General features: G+C 51.0%; 7 protein-coding genes. 6 read left to right on the top strand and 1 reads right to left on the bottom strand.

The genetic code is table 11. From position 1 onward, the window contains the following. Positions 1 to 321 precede the first annotated feature (321 nt). The 6 genes from ACYC56_RS12440 to ACYC56_RS12415 all read left to right on the top strand — a co-directional run bounded on the left by ACYC56_RS12440 (position 322) and on the right by ACYC56_RS12415 (position 3,922). Entirely contained in the window at positions 322 to 924 is a 603-nt protein-coding gene (locus tag ACYC56_RS12440) for a LuxR C-terminal-related transcriptional regulator (RefSeq protein WP_461374500.1), read from the top strand. Between the two features lie 150 nt (positions 925 to 1,074). After that, positions 1,075 to 1,365 (top strand): ArsR/SmtB family transcription factor, encoded by a 291-nt coding sequence (locus tag ACYC56_RS12435; RefSeq protein ID WP_461374499.1) that lies wholly within the window; start codon positions 1,075 to 1,077, stop codon positions 1,363 to 1,365. A 146-nt stretch (positions 1,366 to 1,511) separates the two neighbouring features. Then, positions 1,512 to 2,165 carry an NAD(P)H:quinone oxidoreductase gene (gene wrbA / locus ACYC56_RS12430; RefSeq protein ID WP_461374498.1) on the top strand — a complete coding sequence of 218 codons (654 nt, stop codon included), beginning with the start codon at positions 1,512 to 1,514 and terminating at the stop codon, positions 2,163 to 2,165. A gap of 116 nt (positions 2,166 to 2,281) precedes the next feature. Continuing rightward, entirely contained in the window at positions 2,282 to 2,737 is a 456-nt protein-coding gene (locus tag ACYC56_RS12425) for a DUF134 domain-containing protein (protein WP_461374497.1), read from the top strand. A 2-nt stretch (positions 2,738 to 2,739) separates the two neighbouring features. Beyond that, positions 2,740 to 3,144, top strand: coding sequence for a NifB/NifX family molybdenum-iron cluster-binding protein (locus ACYC56_RS12420; RefSeq protein WP_461374496.1), 405 nt, complete (start codon positions 2,740 to 2,742; stop codon positions 3,142 to 3,144). 94 nt (positions 3,145 to 3,238) lie between these two features. Next, the gene (locus tag ACYC56_RS12415; RefSeq protein ID WP_461374495.1) at positions 3,239 to 3,922 is read left to right on the top strand and encodes a DUF1122 family protein; all 684 of its coding nucleotides are present in this window, start codon (positions 3,239 to 3,241) and stop codon (positions 3,920 to 3,922) included. 21 nt (positions 3,923 to 3,943) lie between these two features. Here ACYC56_RS12415 and ACYC56_RS12410 read toward each other — a convergent pair. Next, the coding region (locus tag ACYC56_RS12410) for a M23 family metallopeptidase (RefSeq protein WP_461374494.1) at positions 3,944 to 4,495 on the bottom strand (552 nt) is incomplete at its 5' end.

Here is a 4,495-nt window from a genome sequence, read left to right as displayed (position 1 = left end):
TCCGGGATAGTGGTAACATATGGTAATGCAAAAGTAGCTACTATTGGCTAAGACGATACCCCGTATACTGTACGGGGTGTGTATGACCGGCTTCAGTAGTCTTGAAAAAGGGGTTATATCTAGCGATATGCGTCTTGAGTTCTTGCAAGACGCAAACAATAATTAGATAAAAATGAGGGGGGTTAACCTCTCATTTATTTTTTTGTTAACGTAGATTTAACGTTCACGATAAAAACGTGACAATATAAGGAGATGGTTTCTTTAATTAAAGTTCTCACGGTTCATCGATATCCGATAGTGCGGGAGGCCTTTAAGTCAGCCTTGTCTTCCGAGCCGGATGTACTCATTATAGGGCAGACATCATCATGTGATGACGCACTGCGCATCATATCCGAGCAACGACCCGATGTGCTTATCGTTAGCTTTATAAAACTCAATATCTCCAGCCCTGATCTTGTCAAAAGAGCGCGGCAGATCGATCCGTCGATAAAGATACTTGCATTTGTCGTAGGGAAATCGATCGAGGTGCAGAGGGCGCTTCTTGAGCTACGGGTAGAAGGCTTGCTCAGATGGGATTGCCAGCTTGATGAAATCAGGCTTGCCTTAAGAAGGGTACATGAGGATGGCACGTATATCGGTCAACAAATAGCAGATGCTCTACTCGATGAGAGTGACGTCTATAAAGAGATAAAGCTTTCGGTCAGGCAGTTGCAAGTCCTAAAAATGATCGCTGCAGGATACACGAATAAACGCATATCCGCCGAGCTGGGGATAAGTCACGATACGGTCAAGACCCATGTCAGGGTAATCCTAAAAAAGCTGAATGCCGCAGACAGGGCACAGGCGGTATCAAAAGCGTATGATCTCAATGTGCTTCACCTTTCGCATGAGCTAGATAGTGATACAATCGGATGCCTGTACTAATATCGCCTTAGAATCTTTTAAAGCTGGTTTTAATCTACCGTATTTGACAATATACCCTACCCGGTATATTATTAATTAACCTATACACGATAACCGCTTTTAAGCATTAGAAGTAAGGGCTTGCTATATCGAGTCGTGCCGGAGGGAAGTATGTTAAAGAACCATTTTAAAGCGCTGGCAAATCCTGCTAGATTGGAAATACTGTCGTTATTGAGTAATTCCGAAAAAGACGGGGGAAACGACGTTTCCGGCGGGCACGGCGAACTCAGCGTTTGTAAAATCATCAAGAGCATCCCGCTTTCTCCCTCCACCATCTCCCACCACCTCAACGTTTTAAAAGAAGCCGACCTCGTCAAATCGAGGAAGGACAAACAGTGGATATACTATTCTCTCAACAGGGAAACCGTCAACAAAATCAGGGACTCCCTATCAAGCCTCTAAGCTCAAACCTCTAATCTCATACGATTTCCGGTTGCCAGACATCTACCCTCGATTGGTTAATTCATCATTTAATTTGGAATAATGAAGTAACGACGCATAAACTATGGGCCGGTTACATACGGCTTTGTCAGAGAGGGAGGCGCACTATGAACACGGAAAGAAATACGAGGGTTCTCGTTGTGTTTTACAGTATGTTGGGCAACACGGCGGCTTTAGCGCGAGCGGTTGCTCAAGGGGCGGAGGATATGGGGGCTGAGGTCAGGCTTCGCCAGGTGCAGGAGCTTGTCTCAAAAGAATCCATCGAAAGCAACCCGCAAGCAAAAAAAGCCAAGGAAGAACTGGCTGAAATCCCCATGGCATCAAACGATGACCTGGAATGGGCGGACGGCGTTGCATTCGGAACCCCCACGAGGTATGGCAACATGAGCGCCCAGATGAAAGAGTTCATCGACCAAACAGGTGCTCTGTGGGCTGAAGGCAAGCTTACCGATAAAGTGGCAGGCTTTTTTGTCAGCACGTCTACCCTTCACGGCGGCCAGGAATCGACGCTTCTCAGTATGATCACGCCGATCTTGCACTTCGGGATGATACCGGTAGGTGTTCCTTACAGCCAGGAGGAATGTCTCTTTAAGGTCGAAGTAGGCGGGGGAAGCCCGTATGGCGCCTCATCGGTTTCAGGGCCGGCCAGCAATATGCCGCCCACGCAGAACGACCTCCAAGTCGCCCGCACGCTCGGCGGTAGGATAGCGAAGGTGGCTTCGCGGATGATCGGCCTTGTCGCTGAACGCAAAGCCGCATAGCTGTTTACGATCGGAATTACACTACTAAAAACGCCCGCTTGACTAATCATGGCGGGCAATTTACTATTGCATTATGAGCATATGCTCATAACTATCATATGAGGGAGAGTTGTTCTGTGCCAAGGCCCCGAAAATGTCGTTTCATCGAGCATGAACCGAGCGCGATCATGTTCAAGCCGAGAGGGATTCCGGCAACGCTGCTTGAGAATGTTGATATAACGTTTGAAGAGCTTGAGTCCATTCGGTTAAAAGACCTGGAAGGGCTAGACCAGACCGATGCCGCCGCCATGATGGGCATATCGAGAGCCACCTTTCAACGGATTCTGGGTTCTGCAAGGCAAAAGATAAGCGATGCATTGGTAAACGGAAAAGCCATTAACATCGAGGGCGGCAATTACTCCTTGGCCGGTAGTTTGCTAAAGTGCACGGGTTGCGGACACCAATGGCGCTCAAAAGACGGTGTCGTTTGCCCGCTCTGCGCTTGTCCGGACGTAACCCGGTGTGCACCGGGACGTCGCAAGTGCGAAGACAGGCCATGTAAGCACAGGGAAGAAAAACACCAGGAGGTTTAACGATGAAAATCGCAGTATCAACAGCCGATGAAGTATCGGTATGCGGCCATCTCGGCCACGTCAGCAAATTCTTTATCTACGAGGTCGAGGGCGCTACAATCGTATCCAGGCAAATACGTGAGGTAACGCCTGTTCACGGCCCTAACGACCAGCACGAGCACCACCACGGCGAAGGTGAGCATCAGCATCATTCCGGTCACCATGCAGGCCACGGCGGCCTCGTCGGCTCGATATCCGACTGCACAGCGGTCATAACAAACGGCATGGGCGGCGGCATGGTTCACGCCCTGCAAGGCGCAGGCATCGACCCCGTCATGACGCTCGAGACAAACCCGGATGCCGCCGTGCTCGCCTACCTCAACGGCACCATCGCAAAAACCAGCGGCTGCGGCCACTGCGGCCACTAGTCATAGGGCCCGGAGCCCAGGTCATCACCTCTGCTTATTATCCTTGAAAAAATCGGGTAAATAGTAGTTGATAAACCAAAAGGAGCGAGTAGTGGTGTCCGAAGATATTATTATCGATAGGTTCCTGAGAGCCAAGCTGAACGCGAAACCCGTCAATGGGTACGTGACCGAGCTTGCCAACATGCGCCGTTTTCGGCTCCCTGAGGAGAGGTATTTTGAGCTTTATCTCAAGGCCACAGACGGCTATAAAACATATCGCCCTGTAATCAGGGCGATTTACTTCTCCGGCAGAGGTAAATGGCTGAGGACCTGGACCGAAGTATCATACAACCCCAAGGTCAAATTCACGGATGAGCGCGGCGACGTGGTCGAGTTCGATATCTCGGGCACTGAGATCGAGCAGCGTATATTTTGCCTTCTCTCAAGCACGATAGCGGCCGGCGGACGTTTGATGATCGAGTACAGCGTCAAAGATCATCCCGAGACCGTACGGGCGCTCGAAATGGGCGCGCCACCGATTCTCACAAAACTCGGATATCTACTCTGGAAAACGGGCTTCACTTCGTTCAAAAACTGGTACTTCGCCGAGGGCTGGATGGAAGGGAACACAAAGCTGCAAGGGGAGAAACCGCTAAACCGGGAAATCAGACGGCGTCAGATCAAGAAACTCGCCCAGGAAGTGCGCGAGTTTTTCGAGAGCGCCCAGAGCATCCAGGGACTGATCCCCGACGCCCAGAAAATCTGCGATGAACTCCTGGATGACAAGAAATCGGCGTAACAGAAGTAGCTGTACCGTTACTTATGGAAGGAAACTGAGCGGGTTCTGTGGGTTCCCGTTTACCCTTATTTCAAAATGCAGGTGAGGTCCGGTCGACATACCCGTTGACCCCGAATGCGCTATGACTTGGCCCTGAACCACGTGCTGACCCGCACTTACAGTAAGGCTTTTATTATGACCGTAGAGGCTCGAAATGCCTTCCCCATGATCGATTACGACCGCATTACCGTAGCCCCCCATCCATCCGGCCATAATAACCGTGCCGCCCTTCGTAGCGTGAACCGATGTGCCGGAGCCGCAACCAAGGTCTATCCCCGTATGCATTCGCGAGTACCCGAGCACCGGGTGGAAACGCCAGCCGAAGGGAGAGGTGATTCGCGCCGAGACCGGCCACACATACCCTCCACCGGACGAAGCCCTGCTATAGCCGCGCGAGGTAGTGATGCGCCCACCTCTTTGCAGGGTTCTAATCTGATCGGCCACCACTTGTGACGTGGACAGAAGAGCGTCTTCCTGGCTTTCCAGGCCGGATTTATCACGCTGGACTCGAGCAAAGATCTGCTTTTGCCGGCT

The organism is Candidatus Aquicultor sp. (assembly GCF_054640775.1).
Note: the sequence above shows the minus strand (reverse complement) of the source record. Positions and strands in the feature narration are given on the sequence as shown.

Bases quoted from the DNA above. Each gene is read 5' to 3' on its own strand.
- ACYC56_RS12435 (WP_461374499.1), top strand. From the start codon at position 1,075: ATGTTAAAGAACCATTTTAAAGCGCTGGCAAATCCTGCTAGATTGGAA.
- wrbA (WP_461374498.1), top strand. From the start codon at position 1,512: ATGAACACGGAAAGAAATACGAGGGTTCTCGTTGTGTTTTACAGTATG.
- ACYC56_RS12420 (WP_461374496.1), top strand. From the start codon at position 2,740: ATGAAAATCGCAGTATCAACAGCCGATGAAGTATCGGTATGCGGCCAT.